This is a genomic window from Brevibacterium marinum, from assembly GCF_011927955.1.
Lineage (GTDB): Bacteria > Actinomycetota > Actinomycetes > Actinomycetales > Brevibacteriaceae > Brevibacterium > Brevibacterium marinum.
The window spans coordinates 1,601,362-1,622,415 of sequence record NZ_JAATJN010000001.1 but is presented as its reverse complement, the minus strand read 5'-3'; the positions used below and the strand labels follow the sequence as shown (position 1 = coordinate 1,622,415).

Annotated in this window: 22 protein-coding genes; 13 read left to right on the top strand and 9 right to left on the bottom strand. The window is 63.8% G+C overall.

Going from position 1 to position 21,054, the window contains the following annotated elements; translation table 11 throughout:
- Nucleotides 1-142: 142 nt before the first annotated feature.
- On the top strand, nt 143-652 hold the full coding sequence (locus BKA07_RS07125) for a flavin reductase family protein (RefSeq protein ID WP_167950284.1): 510 nt from the start codon (nt 143-145) through the stop codon (nt 650-652).
- Between the two features lie 33 nt (nt 653-685).
- On the opposite strand, the gene BKA07_RS07120 is transcribed toward BKA07_RS07125, so the two are convergent.
- From BKA07_RS07120 to BKA07_RS07095, 6 genes are all read right to left on the bottom strand, one after another.
- On the bottom strand, nt 686-1,876 hold the full coding sequence (locus BKA07_RS07120) for an NAD(P)/FAD-dependent oxidoreductase (protein WP_167950283.1): 1,191 nt from the start codon (nt 1,874-1,876) through the stop codon (nt 686-688).
- Between the two features lie 103 nt (nt 1,877-1,979).
- Nucleotides 1,980-2,780, bottom strand: coding sequence for an SDR family NAD(P)-dependent oxidoreductase (locus tag BKA07_RS07115; RefSeq protein WP_167950282.1), 801 nt, complete (start codon nt 2,778-2,780; stop codon nt 1,980-1,982).
- Nucleotides 2,781-2,868: 88 nt separating this feature from the next.
- Entirely contained in the window at nt 2,869-3,150 is a 282-nt protein-coding gene (locus tag BKA07_RS07110) for a DUF6480 family protein (RefSeq protein WP_209043891.1), read from the bottom strand.
- A gap of 79 nt (nt 3,151-3,229) precedes the next feature.
- Nucleotides 3,230-4,123: an SDR family oxidoreductase gene (locus BKA07_RS07105; protein WP_167950281.1), complete on the bottom strand. Its 894-nt coding sequence runs from the start codon at nt 4,121-4,123 to the stop codon at nt 3,230-3,232.
- A 71-nt stretch (nt 4,124-4,194) separates the two neighbouring features.
- On the bottom strand, nt 4,195-4,377 hold the full coding sequence (locus tag BKA07_RS07100) for a hypothetical protein (RefSeq protein ID WP_167950280.1): 183 nt from the start codon (nt 4,375-4,377) through the stop codon (nt 4,195-4,197).
- A 172-nt stretch (nt 4,378-4,549) separates the two neighbouring features.
- Nucleotides 4,550-7,078 carry an ATP-dependent DNA ligase gene (locus tag BKA07_RS07095; protein WP_167950279.1) on the bottom strand — a complete coding sequence of 843 codons (2,529 nt, stop codon included), beginning with the start codon at nt 7,076-7,078 and terminating at the stop codon, nt 4,550-4,552.
- Nucleotides 7,079-7,233: 155 nt separating this feature from the next.
- Here BKA07_RS07095 and ku point away from each other — a divergent pair, with 155 nt between their 5' ends.
- Nucleotides 7,234-8,133, top strand: a complete 900-nt coding sequence (ku, locus tag BKA07_RS07090; protein WP_167950278.1) for a non-homologous end joining protein Ku — start codon at nt 7,234-7,236, stop codon at nt 8,131-8,133.
- Between the two features lie 151 nt (nt 8,134-8,284).
- A complete protein-coding gene (locus tag BKA07_RS07085) occupies nt 8,285-9,718 on the top strand; it encodes an MFS transporter (protein WP_209043890.1) in 1,434 nt (477 codons plus the stop codon).
- A 39-nt stretch (nt 9,719-9,757) separates the two neighbouring features.
- Here the strand turns inward: BKA07_RS07085 and BKA07_RS07080 are convergent, their stop codons facing one another.
- Entirely contained in the window at nt 9,758-11,098 is a 1,341-nt protein-coding gene (locus BKA07_RS07080; protein WP_342449008.1) for a hypothetical protein, read from the bottom strand.
- Nucleotides 11,099-11,129: 31 nt separating this feature from the next.
- Here BKA07_RS07080 and BKA07_RS07075 point away from each other — a divergent pair, with 31 nt between their 5' ends.
- From BKA07_RS07075 to BKA07_RS19245, 9 genes are all read left to right on the top strand, one after another.
- Nucleotides 11,130-11,810 (top strand): glycosyltransferase family 2 protein, encoded by a 681-nt coding sequence (locus BKA07_RS07075; RefSeq protein WP_167950277.1) that lies wholly within the window; start codon nt 11,130-11,132, stop codon nt 11,808-11,810.
- On the top strand, nt 11,807-12,499 hold the full coding sequence (locus BKA07_RS07070) for a TIGR04282 family arsenosugar biosynthesis glycosyltransferase (RefSeq protein ID WP_167950276.1): 693 nt from the start codon (nt 11,807-11,809) through the stop codon (nt 12,497-12,499). The genes BKA07_RS07075 and BKA07_RS07070 overlap by 4 nt, the downstream gene beginning before the upstream one ends.
- Complete coding sequence (locus BKA07_RS07065) at nt 12,496-13,149, top strand: methyltransferase domain-containing protein (protein WP_167950275.1); 654 nt, start codon at nt 12,496-12,498, stop codon at nt 13,147-13,149. The genes BKA07_RS07070 and BKA07_RS07065 overlap by 4 nt, the downstream gene beginning before the upstream one ends.
- A gap of 3 nt (nt 13,150-13,152) precedes the next feature.
- The gene (locus tag BKA07_RS07060) at nt 13,153-14,379 is read left to right on the top strand and encodes a molybdopterin-dependent oxidoreductase (protein WP_167950274.1); all 1,227 of its coding nucleotides are present in this window, start codon (nt 13,153-13,155) and stop codon (nt 14,377-14,379) included.
- A gap of 1 nt (nt 14,380) precedes the next feature.
- The gene (locus tag BKA07_RS07055; protein ID WP_167950273.1) at nt 14,381-14,944 is read left to right on the top strand and encodes a hypothetical protein; all 564 of its coding nucleotides are present in this window, start codon (nt 14,381-14,383) and stop codon (nt 14,942-14,944) included.
- On the top strand, nt 14,937-15,752 hold the full coding sequence (locus BKA07_RS07050) for an S-methyl-5'-thioadenosine phosphorylase (RefSeq protein ID WP_167950272.1): 816 nt from the start codon (nt 14,937-14,939) through the stop codon (nt 15,750-15,752). Before BKA07_RS07055 ends, BKA07_RS07050 begins: the two co-directional genes overlap by 8 nt.
- Nucleotides 15,749-16,792, top strand: a complete 1,044-nt coding sequence (locus tag BKA07_RS07045) for an NAD-dependent epimerase/dehydratase family protein (protein WP_167950271.1) — start codon at nt 15,749-15,751, stop codon at nt 16,790-16,792. Before BKA07_RS07050 ends, BKA07_RS07045 begins: the two co-directional genes overlap by 4 nt.
- A gap of 251 nt (nt 16,793-17,043) precedes the next feature.
- The gene (locus tag BKA07_RS07040; protein ID WP_167950270.1) at nt 17,044-17,853 is read left to right on the top strand and encodes a hypothetical protein; all 810 of its coding nucleotides are present in this window, start codon (nt 17,044-17,046) and stop codon (nt 17,851-17,853) included.
- Between the two features lie 28 nt (nt 17,854-17,881).
- A complete protein-coding gene (locus tag BKA07_RS19245) occupies nt 17,882-18,604 on the top strand; it encodes a class F sortase (RefSeq protein WP_167950269.1) in 723 nt (240 codons plus the stop codon).
- 61 nt (nt 18,605-18,665) lie between these two features.
- On the opposite strand, the gene BKA07_RS07030 is transcribed toward BKA07_RS19245, so the two are convergent.
- Nucleotides 18,666-18,971, bottom strand: a complete 306-nt coding sequence (locus BKA07_RS07030) for a general stress protein (RefSeq protein WP_167950268.1) — start codon at nt 18,969-18,971, stop codon at nt 18,666-18,668.
- Between the two features lie 114 nt (nt 18,972-19,085).
- A complete protein-coding gene (locus BKA07_RS07025) occupies nt 19,086-19,472 on the bottom strand; it encodes a MarR family winged helix-turn-helix transcriptional regulator (RefSeq protein ID WP_245161874.1) in 387 nt (128 codons plus the stop codon).
- A 464-nt stretch (nt 19,473-19,936) separates the two neighbouring features.
- Here BKA07_RS07025 and BKA07_RS07020 point away from each other — a divergent pair, with 464 nt between their 5' ends.
- Complete coding sequence (locus BKA07_RS07020; RefSeq protein ID WP_167950267.1) at nt 19,937-21,001, top strand: polyprenyl synthetase family protein; 1,065 nt, start codon at nt 19,937-19,939, stop codon at nt 20,999-21,001.
- Nucleotides 21,002-21,054 lie beyond the last annotated feature (53 nt).

The following is a 21,054-nucleotide window of genomic DNA, read 5'->3' as shown; positions in this document are numbered from 1 at the left end:
CCCATCCAAATGCCGGGGACACGGGCACCACAGTCGACACGGACACCCTGATCCGCTCGAGCGAGCCTAGAATGGACGGGTCAGCGTTGACGTCCGTTCCGCGGACTCCGACGCGGAAGAGCGTCCAGTGAGAGGACCAGTCATGAGTGAAGAAGGATTCGACAGTCTGATGGCGTCGACCGACGCGGCTCTGATCGTGGTGACCACTGCGGCAGAGGATGAACGGGCCGGCTGCCTGGTCGGTTTCCATTCGCAGTCGAGCATGGCACCGCAGCGCTATGATTTCTGGCTCTCGAAGGCCAACCACACCTATCGGGTCAGCCTGAGAGCCGCACGTTTCGCTCTTCATTTCCTCACCGCCGATGATCTCGCCATGGCTCAGCGCTTTGGTGCCCGCTCTGGGGAGGATGTCGACAAGTTCCGAGGAGTCGAGGTCGTCACCACCGGGCAGGGAGTGCCGCTGCTCAGTGCTCTGCCGAATCGGATGGTGGTCGAGCGCACCACCATGCTCGACGATGGTGGAGACCATGTCGGAATCACCGCGCGGGTGATCTCGACCGAGACCAGCGGGCCGTTCGTTCCCCTGCGTCCGTCCGACATCGGTGATCTGGCCGCGGGGCGGGACAATGCACAACGGGCGATCCACCCCTGACGGCCACGGAGGCCCACCCGCAGCGGTGCGACCTCAGTCGCCCTCGGGCAGTCGGTTGACCAGATCGTCGCGCGAGTGGGGCCAGTCTTCGGCCAGAATCGTCCGTGCCGTGTCGAGTCCGCCGTCCAGGTTCACCAGCAGCACACCTTTGACTCGATCATCGTCGTCCAAGTAGTACACGGTGCCTTCGGCCTGCGGCTTCTGCCAGTCCTCGACCGTCTGCAACTCTGAGCTCACGGTTCCCACTGCCTGATAGCCGAAGTCGAACACGTTCGTATAGAAGTACGGAGTGTGCGTGTAGGTCTCCCCGCTGCCTGCCATGATCCGTCCGGCCGCGGCGCCCATGTGCGTCGCATTGTCGACGTGTTCGACGCGTTGGCGTCCGAGGATCCGGTCGGGGTACTGGGCGACGTCGCCGGCGGCATAGATGTCCGGGTGGGAGGTCTGCAGGGACGCGTCGACCGTGATCCCGTCGTCGGTGGCGATGCCTGCACCCTCGGCCAGGTCGATGGACGGATCGATCCCCAGTCCGACGACGACGGCATCGAATTCGTGGGTCCCGTCCCCGTAGTCCAGCGCAACGTGCTCTCCCTCGGCACGACCGCCGGGCACCGTGGTGCCTGAGACCAGATGGACTCCCCGGTCCTGGTAGAGCCGGTGGAAGGCGTCGGCGAGATCGGGTGGGAAGACGGAGCCGCACAGAGTCTCATCGTCAAACAGCAGCGTCGTCTTGGTCTCGTTCTGCACGAGGGCGGCGGCGAGCTCGGTGCCGATGAACCCGCCTCCGATCACGGCGACGTTGAGATCGCGTCCGGAGAACTCACGCAGGTGACGATAACCATCGAAGCTGCGGAAGTAGACGACGCGCTCTCCCGCCTCGAGGTCGATCGTCTTCGGCGTTCCGCCGGTGACGAAGAGCAGCTTCTCGAAACCGAATCGTTCCGCCGAGGTGGTCAGTGTCTTGGCCTCGGCGTCGACGTCGGTGACTTCTGTGGACAACCAGAGCTGCGCCCCGGTATCGGTCACGGTCGACAGGTAGTTGTCGTCCTCGGTGAAGCTCGGATCCGTCCACAGCTTCTTGCTCAGAGCGGGTCGCGTGTACGGTTCGTCGACGTCGTTGCTGATGATGGCGATGGACCCGTCAGCGTCGAGTTCCCGTATGCCTCGGGCTGCCGAGTCGGCGGCCATTCCTCCGCCGAGGATGAGATAGCGAAAATCCTGCATCGTGCGCACTCCTTATCGTGGTGTCTGCCGGTCGTCTGCCGCGTGCTGCAAGCCATGTGCTGCGTGGTGCAAGCCATGTGCCGCGTGCTGAGGGTCGAGGGGTCTAGATCGTTGCCACCGAGCCGGAGTCGACGCGATAGTTCGATCCATTGACGAAGCTGGCGGCATCGGAGCACAGGAACGCGATGACGTTGGCGACCTCGTCCGGTTGCCCCCGTCGACCGAGTTCCATGAACGGTCGTTCCTCCTGCAGGAACGAAGCAATCGCCTCGTCGAAGGTGGCTCCCAGCGATTCGGCTCGTTGGCTCATCATCTCGTCGGTCATCGGGGACTCGATGAATGCCGGTGAGACCGTGTTCACGAGGAGGCCCTCGGACGCGTATGTGCGGGAGAGTCCTTTCGCCAGGGACAGGAGACCTGCTTTGGCCGCGCAGTACGGAAGTTCATCGTCATAGGGTTGGACCGCGTCTTCCGAGGAGACGAAGACGATCCGTCCCCAGCCGCCGCGCCTCAGCCCGGGGAGGAAAGCACGCGTCACCCGCACCGGCCCCATCAGGTCGACATCGATGGTGTGATCCCACCCGTCTTGGCTGATCTCATGGAACAGACCGCCGGCACCATGGATCCCGGCGACGTTGATGAGAATGTCGAGATCGCCGACGGCGTCTTCGACCTGCTGTGCGAGTCGGGCGATGTCGGCAGCATCGGTGACGTCGGCAGCGAAGGCGTAGGGACGGTTGTCGACATCGGGCACCTGCTCGACTGCGTGAACGAGCGCGTCCGGATCGCGATCGGTCATGATCACAGTGGCGCCCTCGGCCAAGAGAAGTCGTGCCGTGGCGAGCCCGATGCCCGAATCGGCGCCGGTGACCAATGCTTTGCGTCCACGGATGTTGAGATCCATGATGTCTCCTTCCGAAGCGGTGGTGTTCTGTTCGACTCGAGGAGCCGCCGTCAGCTCAACAAACCGACGGAAGCTGAACAACCCGCCGTCAGCTGAGCAGACCCACGGCGTAGGCGACGAACACCAAGACGATGATGACCAGTACCGCGCCGATTCCGACGAACACCCACTGCGACCGCGGTGGTCTTCTGTCGGGCGGGTGCGGCGGTGAGGCCGTGGCTGAGTTGGATTCCGGTGGGGTGGCACCCGGTTGGACGCCACCTCCCTCGTCCACATCGGGATCTCCGGTGGGGTCCGGATCGGGGTTCGAACGACCAGTGGTGCGTTCGGTGTTCGATGAATCTGGCATCTCGTCGTTTTTCGAGTCCATCGGTTCTCACATCCTCCGCTGTGCATTCGCCGGCGGGTGCCGATGAATGCCGACAATGGCTTTCGGCGAGCGTGTTCCGTCAGGGTGTGGGCTGGCCCCCGTTGACGTTGAGCGTCTCACCGAGGACGTAGCTGGACTCCGATGATGTGAGGAACACGTACGCTGGTGCGAGCTCCGTCGGCTGACCGGCTCGCCCCAGAGGCGTATTCTTCCCGAAATGGGGCAGAGCCTCTTTCGGCTGTCCGTCAGAGACCTGCAACGGCGTCCAGATCGGACCGGGCGCGACGCCGTTGACTCGGATTCCGCGGGGAGCCAACTGTGTGGCCAGCCCCTTGGTGAAGTTGTTGATCGCAGCCTTCGTCGATGCGTAGTCCAACAGATGGGTGGACGGTGAATACGCTTGGACGGACGTCGAGTTCACAATCGTCGCACCGGCGGGCAGATAGCCCACTGCCGTCTTCGCCACGCGGAACATCGCGCGAATGTTCGTGTCGAACGTATGACCCCACTGTTCGTCGGACAGGTCTTCGATCTCTTCGACTGCGATCTGTCTGCCGGCGTTGTTGACCAAGGCATCGAGTCCGCCCAACGCGTCTGCCGCGTCATGAACGACCTGCTGACAGTAGTCGGCATCGGAGAGATCGCCGGGCAGCGGCACCGCAGTGACACCGGCTTCTCGGATGACCTCGCACACGTGGCGCGCGTCGTCTTCCTCGGCAGGCAGGTACGACAACGCGACATCGGCACCTTCGCGGGCGAATGCGATGGCGACGGCAGAGCCGATGCCGGAATCGGCACCGGTGATCAGGGCTTTTCGTCCTTCAAGCCTGCCTGTGCCGCGGTAGCTGTGTTCACCGCGATCGGTGCCGGGGATGAGTTCAACGTCCAGACCGGGCTCGGGCTGATCCTGTTTGGGCGGAGAGATGTCCGGAAATCGTTTCACCGGGTCTTGGAAAGTCAGTTGGTCACTCATGAAAGGTGGTCCCCTTTCGATTGGTGGTCGATCTGCAATAACTGGAGAGGGTGAGTTCAGGAATGAGCCGATCAGTAGTGCGCCGGCGGATCGCTTGCGGGGAAGGACTCGTCTTCCCATTCATCGACCAACTGGTCATCGTGCTCTTTGCTGGAGTTATCCGTTCCGGGCGTTTCAGCAACATCGTGAGGCGCTTCATCGGGAACAGTGTTGAGGGTATTCGGCGTGTTCTCGGCTTCGCGATCGTTCGTCATCGTCGCCTCTTTTCACTGATGCCGCATCTGCGATCATCAGACTCATTGCACTCTTGGTCTTCCGCGTGCTCTCGGACGGTTCAGCACCGTCCCGGTGCCGTCACCGTAACAGGCTCCCGAGCCTCTCGTAACCCCCGTTGTGACCGAGGTGGTCATGCTCGACCCACCCGACTCAGGCGGTGACCTCGTGGGGGTCGATGTCGACCCGAAGCCCGCGCCACACCGGATGGCGGAGACGACCGGCATCGGTGGTTCCTCCGAATCGGACCTCGCCGACGAGGCTGGGCCGCACCCAGTTCGCGTCACGCGATTCCGCGGCCGGCACGTCCAGCGGCGGTGTCTTCCTGGTCAGCCGGTCGAGTTCGGCCCGCAGAGTCTGCAGCTGGTGATCGTCGAAGCCGGTGCCGACGCGCCCCAGGTACACCAGCCCGTCTGCGTCGTGGGCCGCCAGCAGCAGCGAGGCGAAGGTTCCGGAGCGCTCCCCGCTGCCGGTCCGCCACCCGACGATGATCACGTCGCGGGTCGAGGCGTGTTTGAGTTTGGCCCAGGTGCGGGTGCGCTTGCCCGGGAGATAGATGCTGCCTGTCTGCTTCGCCATGACTCCTTCGAGCTTGAGCTCGCGGCTGGCCGACATCGCGTCGTCGACGGTTCCCTCGAACGCGCTCGGCACGTGGATGTTCTCCCCCTCCGCGACGATCTCGTGGAGACGTTCGCGCCGGTCGGCATACGGCGTCTTCAGCAGGGACGCACCGTCGGCGTGGAGCACGTCGAAGACCATCAGATGCACCGGTGTCCGCTTCCGTTCGCGCTCGATGTCGCGCTCGTGCGTCAGTCCCATTCTGCGTTGGAGGCGCCCGAAGTCCGGACGGCTGCCGGGGCCCAGGGCGACGATCTCACCATCGAGGAGGCAATCGACATCCACACACGATGCCAGCTCGGACAGTTCCGGATAGACCGTCGTCATATCGCGTCCGTTTCGGCTGGTCACAACGATCGAGCCGGACGAGTCGTCGGTGGCGGCGCGGACGGCGGCGAGCGCACGGATGCCGTCCCATTTCATTTCGAACGCCCATTCCTCTGCCTCCCGACGCACGGAGCGGATGTCGCCGATGCTGGCCAACATCGGCGACATGTCGGTGGGCTCGGCGACCGCGGATTCGACGTCTGCAGATTCGGCGACCGCGGATTCGGCGTCTGCGGATGATGCGGCTTCCCGCCTCGGCGAGCCTGTGGACGGGGTCTCGGGTGGGTCCTTCGTCAGGTGGATCATCCAGTTCTTTTCGGGTTCCTTGTCCGGTCCGTGCTCACCGGTGTTGAACAGTGCGAAGCGCCGGACTCCGCCGAGGCCGCCGCCGGCGTCCCCGTGGAGGACCGCGGTGATCCCGCTTCCCTCATGCCATTTCTCGGTCTCGTAGGTCCCGGAATCCCAGATCTTGACCTCACCGGCACCGTACTGGCCCTTGGGGATCCTGCCTTCGAACGTGGCGTATTCGAGCGGGTGGTCCTCGGTTCGGATCGCCAGATGATCGTGCTCGGGATCGGTCGGCGGCCCCTTCGGCAGCGCCCAGGAGACCAGCACCCCGTCGTGTTCGAGTCGGAAGTCCCAGTGGAGGGTGCTGGCGTGGTGTTCCTGGATGACGAAGGAGAGTTCGTCCCCGCTGCCGCCGTGGCCTTCGGGCACCGGTTCGCTGGTGTGCTTCGGGTCGCGCTTCGCTCGGTAGGTCTCCAGTCGGTCGCGCGATTCCGTCGCCGAGGTGGGTGCTGTGTCCACAGCGCTGCCTGAGTCCTCGGCGGCCATGGCTGCGAGCAGGTCTCCGTGGTCATCGAGCCGGTCGAGGACCTCCTCGAAGCGCAGCTGGTCGACCGAGCCCGGGGCGTCGAGTTCGTCCCAAGTTCGCGGTGCGGCCACAGTCGGGGTGAACCGTCCCCGCAGAGAGTAGGGGGCGACGGTCGTCTTCGCCGCGGAGTTCTGGGACCAGTCGATGAACACCTTGTCCTCGCGCAGGGTCTTCTTCATCGCGGAGACGATGAGGTTCTGATGATCGGCTTCGAGGCTGCGCGCCAGCTCATGGGCGACGTCGGAGATCTGCCCGCTCGAGGCTGAGGCGTCGAGCGGGGCATAGAGGTGGACGCCTTTGGAGCCGCTGGTCACCGGGTAGGCATCGAGTCCCATCCCATTCAGCAGCTCTCGCACCAACTGTGCGACCTCGATGCAGTCGGCCAGTCCGCGTCCCGGTCCGGGGTCGAGATCGAAGACCATGCGGTCGGGGTGCCGCGTCGTCGAGTCGATGGTGCCGGGGTCGGACGATCCCTTCTCGACCTGCCATTGGGGAATGTGGATCTCCAGGGCGGCCAGCTGCGCCAGGTAGGTCAGTGTCGCACGGTCCTGGACCAGCGGATACCGTTTGGGCCCGGTGGAGTGACGGATCGACCGGGAGGTGATCCAGGAGGGTGCGGAGTCGGGGAGGTCCTTCTCGAAGAACACGTCTCCCGGGTCCTGCGGTGTGCCGACACCGTCGACCCAGCGTTTGCGGGTGGCGATCCGGTCGTGGGCGTGGCGGATCAGGTGCTCCGAGATGCGTGCGCAGTAGTCGAGCACCTCACCCTTCGTCGTGCCCGTCTCAGGGTAGAAGACCTTATCGAGGTTGGTCAGGGTCAGCCGATGCCCGTCGACGGTGACCTTCTGCTCATGGCGTGACATGGACACCTCCTGTGAGCTGTAGGCTACCCGCTTGCAGCCAAGGGCACGAGGCCAAGGACGGAACAACCTCGGCGATGGAGGCCTGCAAGGCGGACCGTCATGAGGGACTGCCGATGGGGGTAGCCAACATTCTGAGACTGGGTTTCAATGGAGGAATGAGAGCGATTTGGACCGGATCGATTGCGTTTGGCCTCGTCAACGTGCCGGTGAAGCTGTACTCGGCCACCGAGAGTCACGACGTGAATATGCATCAGGTGCATGAGAAAGACGGCGGGCGCATCCGCAATCAGCACCGCTGTCAGGAGTGTGGGAAGGTCGTCGAGACCGACGACATGGTCAAGGCCTACGACGATGGCGAGAATCGGGTGATCCTCACGAAGGACGACTTCGAGGCTCTGCCCGCCGATGAGAATGACGACCTCGAGGTCCTCCAGTTCGTGCCCAATGATCAGATCGATCCGATCATGTTGGAGAAGGCGTACTTCCTCGAGCCGACGTCGAAGACCCCGAAGTCCTATCTGCTCCTGCGACAGACCCTCGAGGACACCGACCGCACGGCCATTGTGACGATCACCCTGCGCACCCGCACGCGGCTGGCGGTCCTGCGTGTGTGCGGAAAGGTGCTCATGATCCAGACATTGCGGTGGGCCGATGAGATCCGCGACGTCGACTTCAAGGGCGTGGATTCTCAGGCGAAGATCTCCAAGAAGGAGCGGGAGATGTCGGCCAAGCTCGTCGATTCGTATTCGGAGGACTTCACTCCGGAGGAGTTCAATGACGATTACCAGGAGGAACTGCGCAAGCTCATCGACGCGAAGATCGACAAGGGCGAGTCTCTCGACCTGGAGAAGGCCTTCGGTGACGAAGACGAGGACGAAGAGCCCGGCGGCGACGTCATCGATCTGATGGAGGCACTCCAGAAGTCGGTCGACAGCTCTCGCTCATCGAAGAAGAGTTCGGGACAGTCGGAGACCAAGAAGAAGGGTTCTGGCCAGAGCAGCTCTGCGAAGAAGTCCGGGTCGAGCAAGGCCGGAGCCAAGAAGAAGACCGGATGACACGACGCGGGGAGAGCCACCCCGAGTGTCCAGTCTTTGAGGGTCGCATTTCGGTCGTGCCCGGCCCCCCTCCAGGGGGCACTACAGAGGTAGCGAAAATTGCGAATCTGCGTTCCAATGGACACAGGTGACGTCTCGAGAAGGGAATGGCATGAGCAGTTCGGCGAACGATGAGAAGATCCCCACACCTGACGGCATCGACATGTCCAAGATGCCGCCCGCCCAGAAGCGGACCCTCAAGCGGGCAATCGGAGGATCGGCCCTCGGCAATGCCGTCGAATGGTTCGACTACGGTGTCTACTCCTACGTGTCCGTCTACATCGCCAGCGCCTTCTTCCCCGGCGAATGGGGAGTCGCGCTGACATTCGCCACCCTCGCCCTCTCCTTCGTGTTCCGTCCTTTGGGAGGGCTCGTCCTCGGGCCTTTGGGGGACAAGGTGGGCCGCCAGCATGTGATGGTCCTGACCATCATCATGATGACGATTCCGACCACGATCATCGGCATCCTTCCCAGCTACTCCACTCTCGGGGCATTCGCGCCGGTCCTGCTGCTGTTGTGCCGCATGGTCCAAGGTTTCTCGACCGGGGGCGAGTACGGCGGAGCCGCCGTCTACATGGCGGAGTCGGCACCCGACAGACGACGAGGCTTCTGCGGATCCTTCCTTGAGATGGGCACCCTGGCGGGAACCGCCTCGGCTGCGTTCGTCTGCACCATCATCCTCGTCGTCGTCGGATCGGACGGCATGGAGGCCGGCTGGTGGCGCCTGCCCTTCCTGCTGACCCTGCCGCTCGGTGCCATCGCCCTCTGGCTGCGGATGAAACTCGACGAACCGGAGGCATTCTCACAGACCACCTCTAAGCAGCAGGCCAACCGGAAACCGTTCCGAGAACTATTCACCGGATACAAGAAGCAGATCGTCATGCTCATGGCCTTCGTCGTGCTTCTCAACGTCGGCCAGTACATGGTCCTGACGTACATGCCGACCTACCTCAGCAGCATCCTGGGACACTCCGAAGTCACGAGCAATTTCATGCTCGTCGGACTGCTGCTGGCAATGATCGCCGTCGTCAGCCCGCTGGGCCGACTGACGGACTCGATCGGGCGCAAACCGGTGCTCTACACCTCGGCGATCGGCTTCATCGTCCTCTCCGTCCCGGCATTCATGCTCATGCATGCCGAAGGACGCTTCCTCCAATTCCTCGGACTGGGTGTCATCGCTCTGCTCCAGGTGATGATGCAGTCGTGCGTCTCGGCGACGCTGCCGGCGATCTTCCCGACCCAGGTCCGGTTCTCCGGCTTCGCCATCGGCTACAACATCTCGACCGCAATCTTCGGCGGGACCACGGCTGCGGTGAACACCTTCGTCATACAGGCCACCGGTTTCGACCTGTTCCCGGCCGTCTACCTCGTCGGTGCAGGCATCATCGGCCTCATCGGCATCCACTTCTTCAACGAGACGGCCGGGCGTCCGATCGACGGCGACACTCCCCCGGGATCCGAGGACGAAGAACTTGCAGAAATGGGCTACGAACTCATCGGGTTCAATGAGAACAACGACGTTTCGGAGACCCAAGGCACATCGTGACCATTGCACGGTGATCGCTTCGACCGGCCCGCACAACCTTCACCACTGCGTGATCAAGAGGTACTCGATGACGATCGCGGAGACGATCTGCGCAGCGAGCAGGGGCCGATGCCATCGCACAGGCAGCAGTGACGGCAGCACCAGGACCCAGATCGTGAATGGCAGCCAGATTCGTTCGACCTCGGCTTTGCTCATGCTCGACAGCGTCGCCACCAGGATCGAGGCGAAACCGGCGCAGCCCAGGACAGCGACCACGCGCCGGCCCTTGTCGGTCCCTCGCCACGCTTCGGCGATGCTGCGGGGAAAGGCAGCCCATGCCGCCAGTCCGCTGGTGAACGTCCAGGCTCCCAGGTTCGCCCACACCCAGTAGCCGTATTGCCGTTTGGATTGGATCCCGTCGTAGTAGCGGGTGACCAAGACGGGGAACCCCTCCCACCACCGGAATCCGGCCAGAGTGAATGCCACGGCGACGGACAGCGCTCCGCCGAGCGTCCAGGGCAGTGCCGCCCATCTGCCACCGAGACCGATCACGGCGATGGCGAGGATTCCCAGCAGCAACAGCCCATATGACAGATAGACGCACAGTCCGAGTAACAGCCCTGCCGGTATCCCGAAGCCGATCAGCTGCCAGCGGCGGTGTGCTGTCGAGGCCAGCGCCAGAAGCGCCAGTCCCCAGGCGGCCACCGCAGTGAACATCGCATCAGCGGAGACGCCCATCCAGATCGCCGAGGGCGCGACGATGAGCCAGGGAGCGGCGCGGCGGGCGAACTTCTCCACCGCCAGGGTCTTGATGGTCAGCAGGACTGCGATGACCCCGGTGCAACCGAGAGTCATCACGATGACACCGGCTGTGTAGGGGTCCGCGATGCCGAGCCGGTCGAGAAGGATGAAGAACAGCGTTGCGCCCGGTGGATGCCCGGCAATGTGGATGGGCCAGTTGCCGTCCGAGTGCAGGGGCACTCGTTCGATGAATCCGGACACGAAGTCGGGGATCGACGACACTTCTTTGGCATCGACGAAGTATTCGCTGGGACGTGCGAACACCTTGCTGATGGCGTCCCTGCCGCCGACATGGGCCAAAGCGGCCGTCCACAGCCAGGAACCGGCGAACACTGCGGCCAGATAGGGGCCCCAAGTCAGGGCGGAGCTGATCCGTCGCCAGCACAGGAATCCGGTGGCTGCCACGAGCACCGGCAGCATCAAGGTGGGTGTCAGCTCAGGTCCCCATCTCGCTTTCAGCGGAGGCCAGTAGATGAAGACATCCGTTCCTGTGGCACGCGGCCAGATGATCGCGGCGGCGACCAAGACCGCACCGATGATCGTGCTGACCATCGCTGCGGTCCAGGCCCGGCGAGAAGAAAAGGGTCCTTGCGTGGGCACGGTCATATTTTAACACTGATAGTGTCACCCTATGGATGATCCTCTCGCACGTGAGCCGCTTGCCTGCACTGTGGTGATTCCGTGCCGCGACGAGGCACTGGCATTGCCCGGCGTCTTCAGAACCATCCCCGATGGTATGGACGTGATCGTCGTGGACAACGGTTCGGCCGATGGCACGGCCGACGTCGCCCGCGACCTGGGCGCCGAAGTGGTGTACGAGGATGTTGCCGGTTACGGCGCTGCGGTGCACGCCGGGATCGTCGCGGCCACGGCACCCTTGGTGGCAGTGCTTGACGGCGATGGTTCGATGGACCCTGCCGACCTGCCAGAGCTGGTTTCGGTCGTGAGCAGGGGGACCGCCACGATGGCGATCGGGCGCCGCAGACCAGAGGGAAACGGCGTCTGGCCCTGGCATGCTCGGGCCGGAACGGCCGTCCTGGCCTGGTGGATTCGACGCAGCAGCGGCTTCGGTGTGCATGATCTGGCTCCGATGCGGGTCTGTCGCAAAGACGATCTTCTGGCACTGGATGTCACCGACCGTCGGTTCGGCTATCCGCTTGAGCTGATGATCAAAGCCTCGCAGGCGGGCTGGACCGTGCACGAGAAGGACATCGTCTATCGCAGGCGCACTCGCGGGACGAAGTCCAAGGTCTCCGGGACGTTGCTGGGAACGTGGCGGACCATCACCGATTTCGCTCGGGTGCTGACATGAGCGCAGCACCGACGATGCTGGTGGTCGCCAAGGCACCGATTGCGGGCCAAGCCAAAACTCGATTGGCCGCAACTGTCGGGGATCACGCGGCAGCACGGATCGCCGCCGCGTCGCTGCTTGACACCCTCGACGTGGTGGAGGGTCTCGGATGGCCGGTGGTCATCGCGATGGCCGGTGACCTCGACGAGGCAGCAGAAGCAGACGAGCTTGCCTCGGCGTGTGGCAGGCACCGCGTCATCGCCCAGCGCGGAGACACCTTCGCGGCCCGGCTGGCTGCAGCCCACCACGATGCCGATTCCGGCCACGGCGTCGTCCAGATCGGCATGGACACGCCCCAAGTCACCACGGAGAGTCTGCAGACGGCGGCAGCGGCATTGGAATGCTATGACGCCGCTCTCGGTCCGGCTGAGGACGGAGGTTGGTGGGTATTGGCAGTGCGCGCTCCCGGTTGGGCATCCTGCCTGGCCACGGTGGAGATGTCGAGACCTGATACCGGTTTGCGAACCAAAGAGGCACTCGTCCGCGGCGGTGCCCGGGTCGCCTCCGTTCCGATCATGACCGATGTCGACGTCTGGGAAGACGCACACGCGGTCGCATCCCTGATTCCCCACAGCCGCTTCGCTGCCGAGGTCGCTCGGGCGGCCGAGCTCGAGCGGGGTCACGCCCAACAGATAGGGTCCCAACCATGACCGACACCATTGACTTCGCACCCCTTGACGCCCTGAACGCGGCGATGGCCGGACATCCATGCGAAGTGGTCACGGCCGATGGCACAGTGACACAATTGAACGTCCAGCAATGGACGGGCGTGCCCGATGCGGCGGACCATGCGTTGTTCTTGGACCGCTGCGTGGGCCCGACCCTCGATGTCGGCTGCGGTGCAGGCCGCCTCGCAGGGGCCCTGGCCGCACGCGGCAGCAAAGCCTTGGGAATCGACATCTCCTCCGTCGCCGTGAAAATGGCCCAGGAACGCGGCGCTGTCGCGGTTCACATGGACGTCTTCGACGACGTGCCGGACGAAGGCCGCTGGCAGGACGCGATCCTGGCAGACGGCAATGTCGGAATCGGCGGCGATCCGGTCCGACTGCTGCAGCGGATTCGCCAACTGATACGTCCAGGCGGGTCCGTCTTGGTCGAAGTCGATGCCCCCGGGACAGGTCTGGTGCATGAAAGTGTTCGCTTGCGCGCCCTGGGACAGCTCACCGACGCCTTCGACTGGTCGCGGGTCGATGCCGAGGCCATTGCCGACGTCGCGGACGCGGCAGGATTCCACGGATGCAGAGTGCATCAGCACGAGAGCCGGCACATGGCCGAATTGACGTGTGAAGGGCGACCATAGCCGATGCGTTGGCGTAGTCCGATCCGTGGGCCGTGGCTGACATCGGTCTTCGGTGCCGTGCTGCTGGCCGCGCTGCCGGTGGTCACATTGACCGGTCTGCTCTCGTACGTGGCCTACGCACCGCAGCTGGGACAGGCTATACCTGCGGACGCGGGCTGGCTGCAGCTGCCGACTTTCCCGTGGCCCACCAATCCCGCTTGGCTCTATCAGCTCAATCAGGGGATCCACGTCGTGCTCGGAATGGTGGTCATTCCAGTGGTGCTCGCCAAGCTGTGGTCGGTGACACCGAAGCTGTTCACATGGCCGCCGGCACGCTCTCCGGCGCATGCCCTCGAACGGCTGTCTTTGCTCATTCTGGTCGGCAGCATCCTGTTCGAACTGGCCACAGGCGTATTGAACATCCAGTACGACTACATCTTCGGATTCAGCTTCTACGCGGCACACTACTTCGGTGCGTGGGTGTTCATCGCGGCCTTCATCGCTCACGTGTGCCTCAAGCTCCCGACAATGGTCTCGTCCCTGCGTTCCCGATCTCTGCGAACCGAGCTGCGCACTCCGCTGGCCGAAACCCGCCCGGAGCCGTCGGATGCCGACGGGCTGGTGTCGGCTGACCCGGATACGCCGACCATGAGCCGCCGCGGCGCCCTGGCCCTGGTCGGTGGAGGTTCCGCACTGGTGCTGCTCCTCAGCTTCGGCCAGACAATCGGTGGAGCACTCCGGCCTTTGTCCGTGCTGCTGCCTCGGGGGCGTGTGCCAGGCGATGGGCCCAATGACTTTCAGGTCAATCGGACGGCCGCTGCCGCGCGAATCAGCCCCGACGACACCGGAGAGGCGTGGCGACTGACCCTCAGCGGCGGCGACGGCGACGTTTCATTGAGCCGGTCGCAGCTGCTGGCGATGCCCCAACACACCGCTGACCTGCCGATCGCGTGTGTAGAGGGTTGGTCGACGACGCAGACGTGGACCGGCGTCCGGTTGGCCGAACTGGCACGGCTGGCCGGAGTCGGCGAACCGGCCTCGGCACGGGTCGAATCGCTTCAGGAATCCGGCACATTCAACGCTGCCGCGTTGCAGGACAACCAGGTGCTCGATCCCGACTCGCTGCTCGCCCTGCGCGTCAATGGTGCAGACCTGTCGATCGACCATGGATTTCCCGCACGGATCATCGTCCCGGCTATGCCCGGTGTGCACAACACCAAATGGGTACGCTCCATCGAGTTCAGGACCTGATATGCCGACAACCCCCGGATGGTTCCACAGGATCTACGGAGCCCGACCTCGGCACCTGCTGGTGCTGACCGGGTGCTTCCTTCTGGCCGGATACGCGGTTCTGGTTCTGGGTCCGGACCAGCTGTTCGACTCGGAAGTGTGGTGGCAGTCCCCCGCGGTCTGGTTCCTGGGCGGAGCTATCCTCGTCGATCTCGTACTGCTTCCGCTCTGCGCCGCGGCAGACCGGGCACTCAAGGGCGTCCAGCGTACAGACCGGGCACTCAAAGGCGTCCAGCGTGTTGAGCGAGCAACCCAGAGATCCAGTCCGCGGGTGCCTATCGTGAACTACATCCGAGTGCCGGTGCTGGCCAGCGGACTGCTGTTCCTGCTGTTCTTCCCCGGCATCATCGAGCAGGGCAAGGCCAGCTACCTTGCTGCCACAGGCCATACCCAGGAGCCGTTCCTCGGACGCTGGCTGTGGCTGACGGTCCTGTTCTGCTGCCTCAGCGCCCTCGCCTACGCAGTCCGCTATAGTGCAGGCCGTTTGAGAACAATGCGATCAATCGAAAGAGAGCGTGATGACTGAAACACCCGACATCGCCATCATCGGCGGCTCCGGCTTCTACACCTTCCTCGATGACCCCCAGGAGATCGACGTCGAAACGCCCTACGGCGCGCCGTCGGCGCCCATCGCGACCGGCACGTTCACGCACGGGGACACCAGCCGCACCGTGGCGTTCCTGCCCCGGCACGGACAGGGGCACGAATTCCCTGCCCACCGTGTGAACTACCGCGCCAATATGTGGGCGCTGCGCAGCCTCGGAGTGCGGCAGATTTTGGCACCGTGCGCCGTCGGCGGACTCAAACCACACCTAGGACCCGGCTCGCTGGTGGTTCCGGACCAGCTGGCCGACCGGACGTACGGCCGGGCGCAGACCTACTTCGACAAGGGTGCCTGCCACGTCTCGTTTGCCGACCCGTACTGTCCTCGACTGCGCACGGCCCTGGTGGACGGGCTTGCCGATGACCATGAATCCCCGGTCGACGGCGGAACCATGGTGGTGGTCGAAGGGCCGAGGTTCTCCACCCGCGCTGAGTCCCAGTGGTACGCGGCACAGGGCTGGGACGTGGTGAACATGACCGGCCAGCCCGAAGCGATCCTGGCCCGTGAACTCGAGCTGTGCTACGCGACTGCAGCGCTGGTGACCGATCTCGACGCCGGCATCAGCTCGACGCACGCCGTCGACCAGTCGGAAGTCTTCCGGGTCTTCGCCGAGCACACCGACACGCTGAAATCGAGACTGCGAACAGTGATCGCCTCCCTGTCGTCGGAGCGTTCGTGCAGCTGCTCCGAGGCGTTGGCAGGAATGACTCTGCCGCTGGAGCTGCCATGAAGGTGCTGCTGACCGGCGCGGCCGGTTTCATCGGCCGACACATCGCCGAGGCAGCGACAGCTGCCGGACACGAGGTCATCGGGGTCGACATGCTGCTTCAGCAGGCGCATGGGACGACTGCGAAGTTGCCCCCAGGGGTGGTGCACGGCGACATCCGCGACCCGGCCCTATTGGATGAGCTGCTGGCCGATGTCGACGTCGTGTGCCATCAGGCCGCCACCGTCGGCAACGGTGTGGACGCCCAGGACCTGCCCGGTTACGCCGCCCACAACGACCTCGGCACTGCCACCCTGCTGGCAGCGATGGCTCGCACCGGAACGAAGCGACTGGTCCTGGCCTCCTCCATGGTGGTCTACGGTGAAGGGCGGTACACCTGCCCCGACGACGGCGATGTGCCCCCAGCCCCGCGCCAGGACAGAGATCTGCAGCAGGGCTTGTTCGACCCTCGCTGTCCGCACTGCGGAGGAAGAATCGAGCCACACCTGATCGGCGAGGATGCGGTCTTCGCTCCGCGCACGGCTTACGCCGCCTCGAAGATCGCGCAGGAGCACTACGCCGCTGCCTGGTGCACCTTGGAATCGGGCAGCGCCATCGCCTTGCGCTATCACAATGCCTATGGGCCCGGCATGCCGGCGGACACTCCCTACTCAGGTGTCGCGGCCATCTTCCGCTCGGCCCTTGAGCGCGGAGAACCACCCCAGGTCTTCGAGGACGGCAACCAATTGCGCGACTTCGTCCACGTCGTCGACCTCGCCCGCGCGAACGTCGCCGCCATCGAAGCGGTCGGGGCGCATCGTCCCGGCCTGAGCGCGTACAACATCTGTTCGGGACACACCTACACGATCGGCGATATGGCCCGAAGGCTGGCGACGGTGATGGGTGGGCCGAAGCCGGTGGTCAACGGCCAGTACCGAGCCTTCGACGTCAGACACATTGCGGCCTCGCCGCGGGCAGCCCTCGAAGGTTTGGGGTTCGAGGCAGGCATCGGACCCGACGAGGGCATCGCCGAACTCGCGACGGCACCGCTGCGCGGCCGATAGGGCTCCCCCGACTTCCCGCCGCACCGAACTTGGTGTCCCCAAATGGGCTTGATGACCAGTTCAGCGCTGATCAGACGCATCGCCGCACTCTGTCTTTGAGCGTGGGCGAGACCGAGCCTCCCTCCAACGCAGCGGAAGCTGAGCGAAAAAGTTTCTGCCACTGATGAATCTGCTGCGCCGAGGTCTCCGAATCTTGTGTGTGCGATCCCGAACGAGACCGCGCACATAAAAGAACAAGAAGGGAAGACACCATGCGCACAGCAAAGAAGCTCATGCTCACACCAGTCCTTGCCTTGACCGCCCTTGGTCTGGCGGCAGGCCCAGCGGCCGCGGCACCATCGGGCGGCAGCGCCGAGGAAAGTTGGACCTATCAGGCCGATCTCGGCGAGATCAATGACAGCGGGGCCTCCGGAGACATCATGATCACTCTCAAGGGCGATCAGGCCATGGTCACGGAGCACGTCGAAGGTCTGGCAGAGACGTTCATGGACGGCCCCTACCCGCACGTCCAGCACATCCACGTCAAAGCCGATGGCAGCGCCGAATGTCCCACGCCCTCAGCCGATGAGAATGGTGACGGAATCGTCAACACTCCCGAAGGCGGTGCCGCTTATGGAGAAGTCTCCACGACATTGACAGACTCCGGCGATACCAGTGCCGATGCCGCCGTCGACGTCGACCACGCCGGCATCAAGGGCGGTTCGGCGACGTATGAACGCACCATCGACCTCGACGACAAAACCAAGGACGCCATCAAGGACGGCCGAGCCACCGTCGTCGTCCACGGTCTCGATCCCGCGGATCAGTCGACGGACGTTCAAGACGCGAAGAGCCCCCTCGATGACAGCCTGCCGCAGGCTGCCACAGCCCCCGCTCTGTGTGGGACGCTCGCGGACAGCCAGATGGGACAGCCGCCAAAGGGCGGACCTGACACCGGTGGCGGAAGCACCGCAGGCACCGATGACACCGTGATGCTGGCCGCCGGCGGCGGAGTGCTTGTCGCGGCCGGAGCGGCCTTCGCGATCGCGCGGAGGAAGAGCTCGAAGACCAGCGCTGACTGATCGAAGCAGAGAGAGGACGACACCAGTCATGACTGGCAAGCAGGCAGGGACTCGCCGCGGCATCAACACATGGACCGTGGCGGGCCTTGCCCTGCTGGTCATCGCGGTCGTTCTCATCAGCGTCGGACTCTTTCGCGACCAATCACCGCCTCAACCGGATGCGGAGTCTGACACACGATCGGCCACGGCAGAGACGGTCAACGGCGGCTCCGAAAGTGAAGAGTCACAAGCTCCCTCGCCCGGTGAGGACGTCCCCGCTGCAGAAGCAGAGTCCTCGTCAAAGGGGATGGATGCCTCCACCCCGACACGCCTGACGATCCCGGCCATCGATGTCGATACCAGCATCATGGAACTCGGGTTGGCCGACGGCGACGAGCTCGAGGTGCCGCCGTTGGGGAAGGACGCACCCGCGGGCTGGTATGAACGATCGCCCACCCCCGGAGAGGTCGGCCCCTCGCTCATCGTCGGCCACGTCGATTCCGCTCACGATGGTCCCGCTGTGTTCTACGAACTCGGAGATCTCCAGCCCGGAGACACCATCAATGCCACCCGCGATGACGGCTCCACAGCGATATTCAGCGTTGATGACGTCACCGACTACGGCAAAGACGACTTCCCCGAATACAAGGTCTACGGCAACACCGATGACCCCGAGATCCGGCTGATCACCTGTGGCGGAGACTTCAACGAACAAACGGGCCACTACGAAGACAACATCGTCGTCACCGGCCACCTGGTCCGCAACCGTTGAGGACAGGAGATGCCCATTCCTCTCAACCTTGTCTCTGATGCCGGCTGAGACCGGGCCTCCGCTATTCGATGACGAGCAGTATCTTTCCGTTGGCAAGTCTCTCTTCGAGATCGCTGGACTCATCAGGAGCAAAGCCGAAACGTCGGAAAACGCTGGTGAGTTCATGGTCTGATTCGTTGTAGCGCTCGGCGACGAGATCGGCGATAGCTGCAGGAGCAGCCCCGCAATCGCCGACGATGCAGTCAGTGCGCTCATCGTCATGGGCGAACACATGGAGGCTGTCTTTCGATACGCCCTTCGACGACTGTCTCTTCAGCTCGTTGAGCAAGCCGATGTCATCCTGATACGTCTTGACCGTCGGTTTCATTTCAGCTCAGCTCCTCGTTCGGACCAATGGCTACCTGCAGTATCTCACCAGACACCCACCAGAATCGATCGTTCGCGCATGGTTTCTTCAGAATCACAGGTCCAACGGCGCACCTCAGTCCGGATGGTCCGGTCGTGCGCTCGACGACTGCTCTGAGCCGGCAAGGTCTCCCTGCGGCGAGTCGGCCTCCGCCAGGGCCGTGAGGAATCGAACGACAGTCTCCCGCTCGTCACTGCTCATTGCGGCAGCGGCGTCAAAACGACGTGCGTGCTGGCGGCCGATCGTCTCCCGGGCAGCCTTTGCAGTCTCGGCCGTCACCTCGATGCATATCGTCCGCCGGTCATGGGGGTGCGGCACGCGGATGAGGTGTCCCCCGGCCACGAGACGGTCTATGAGCTTTGTCGTGGAAGCGCTGGAGATCGAGACTTCGTGCGCGATGTCTCTCGGTGTGACGACACGCCCCTGCTGCCGCGCACGGATGAGCATGCGAATGGCACGCATGTCACTCTCATTGAGTCGCATATAGCGTCGGGACGCCTCCGACAGGGCACGATCCGCCTCCCGCCACCGGCGAAGAGCTTCCATGACACGCATGCTCTGATCGATTTCGGTCGCCGACAAGTGAGCACGATCGGAGAACTCGTCGCCGTTCGGGAAATAGTTCACGCCTGACTCGTGTGGAATCCCTGGCTCTGCGGTTGACACGATGACAGCATACCGTTGCTATGCTGGATCTAACTCTCGCCTGGCTAACGAAATGGGGTTCGTACAGTGGAAATGGTTGTTCTCGTCGACCGCGCAGGAGCCTCCGTTCGTGTCCAGAGCAAAGCCGAGGTGGCGCAGACGCAGTGGGCGAGCGCAGCAGAACCGGCATCGGCGATCGACGCAGCTCCCCCCGTGGCTGGTCGAACACTTTCCGTTGCTTGTGCCGCACATCGCGGAGCTGCTCAGCGAGGCGGGCGAGAATGACTGATTCGGCTGCCTCACTCGACGACATCGCATTCTCATTCGAGGACAGGCTCACGCAGGTGCTTGCGGAGGGACGACATCGATCGCGCGGATTCTCCGAGCAATACGGGCATCTCTGGGATTCACTCTCGTACATGGCCATAGGCGGAAAGCTGGTTCGGCCGCGATTGCTCATGGACGCGCATGCAGCTCTCGGCGGCAGCAACCACTGTGCCGCCGTCGACGCGGCCTGTGCCATGCAGCTGCTGCACGTCGCCCTCGTCATTCACGACGATGTGATCGACAATGACACCATCCGTCGTGGTGAGGCGAACATCTCAGGGGAGTTCGCCTCCGACGCGATGCTGCGCGGAGCTGCGCAACATGACGCACAGGCCTGGGGGGACGCAACGTCGCTTCTTGCCGGTGACCTCATGCTCACACTCGCCCATTCGCTCCTCGCTCGGCTCGACATCGACGAGGCCAAGCGCCGGGCCGTCCTCGACATCTTCGACGACACGATCTTCGAAAGCGCCGCAGGAGAGCACTCCGACGTCTGGTTCAGCCTGCATCTCGAAGAAGCCCGAAGTCAGGATGTCCTTGCGATGGTCGGCCAGAAGACCGCCATCTATTCGTTCCAGGCACCACTTCTCATGGCAGCCGTTCTGGCTGGAGCCAGCAGAAGAATGCTCGACGACCTCACCGCCATCTCTTCACAGCTCGGCGTGATCTACCAACTGCGCGACGACGTCCTCGGCCTGTTCGGGGACGAACGGAAGACAGGAAAATCCACCGTCAGCGACCTGCGCGAAGGCAAGGAAACACTCCTCATCGCGTTCGCTCGATCCGATCCGTCCTGGGCCGGAGTCCAATCCCTCTTCGGAGATAGAATGCTGAGCACGGCCGATGGTCATCGGCTGCGGAAGGTCATCGAGGAATCAGGAGCACTTGTGTTCGTCGAATCCATGGTGTCGCAGCGATGCGAGAACCTGTACCGGCTGATCCGCGAAGCAGCGTTGCCGACCGCGTTGAGCGATCGGCTCATCGGGTTGACCTCCGAGTGCGCTGTGCGCACCTCATGAGTTCGACGACCATGCGCAAAGCAGTCAGGGCCGATGAAGCCACTGGGCCACGT